Annotated in this window: 1 protein-coding gene; it reads right to left on the bottom strand. The window is 38.8% G+C overall.

The annotated features are described in order from the left end of the window. Positions 1–357: 357 nt before the first annotated feature. Positions 358–1047: a ComF family protein gene (locus MUW74_RS01550; RefSeq protein WP_243517648.1), complete on the bottom strand. Its 690-nt coding sequence runs from the start codon at positions 1045–1047 to the stop codon at positions 358–360. Positions 1048–1084 lie beyond the last annotated feature (37 nt).

Raw genomic sequence — 1084 nt, 5'->3', positions numbered from 1 at the left:
AGCATAAGCCATAGTGATGATCGGAAACTCATTATAAGGCTGTTTAAACTTACTTTTTTCTTGATAAAAAAGTAAGCAAAAAATCAAGCACTGGTAAAAAGTTGCGGCAATCACCGCTTACAGCTGGAAAAACAGGAGCTGCCCTGCAATCCATCCCGGCAGCTGTTTTCCTGATCAGCTGCAAGTGGTGATTGCTGATCGCAACTATTTTACAAGGGGCGTTTTTCTGGTTGCTTTATATATTATTATGACTAGTAATCAATTAAATATATATCTTAAATTGACACTATTGAACGCATACTGTATCTTTTATAAATTGCTTGAGCATAAGCGAGTGCCAAAATAAGGGCTCGTCTTTTAGGCTTCTACTACAGCTATGGTTGCAACGCTTACTTTCGCTACGCCTGCTGCTAACAGTGCATTGGTGCAAGCGCTTAATGTGGCACCTGTAGTCAGAATGTCATCTACTAGCAGAAGGTGTTTGCCCGTTAGTAAATGGGGGGCTGTTACTTGAAAGGCACCTTGAAGATTGGTCATCCGCTCTACTTTGTTTTTGGTTGTTTGCGATGGTGTATAGCGGATTCTTGCTATACAGCTTCGATAAAAAGGAATGTTTAATGAAGCAGAAAGCCCTTGTGCAAAAAAATCACTTTGATTATAACCTCGTTCTTTAAATCTTTTAGGATGCAAAGGAATAGCTACAATAGCATCTATTCTTTGGATAATCGATATTTGATTTAAAATATTTCCATAGCGTTGCCCTAGCATCTCTCCAGTTTGGGGTTGATTTTTATACTTCATTGCGAAAAGCACTTGCTCAAGATGGCTTTTTTTTCTCAAACTATATAACGCGAATCCATAGGTTATTGTTGCTTTGCCTGCAAAATGGTAGGTAATAGCATTATCAACTAATTGATGCGCATCTGTTTCTGGAAACGAAGTTAAACAAACGGTACAAATGAATGTTTCTCCCTGTACAAGTTGGCTGCACCCTGCACATAAAGGTGGAAATAACCAATCCAATAGTCCAATTATCAATCGCTTCATGCTAAAGGCATTTATAGTAGTAGCCGTTCAGCGCAGT

Source organism: Candidatus Cardinium sp. cBcalN2, from assembly GCF_022810445.1.
Taxonomy (GTDB): Bacteria; Bacteroidota; Bacteroidia; order Cytophagales; family Amoebophilaceae; genus Cardinium.
Note: the sequence above shows the minus strand (reverse complement) of the source record. Positions and strands in the feature narration are given on the sequence as shown.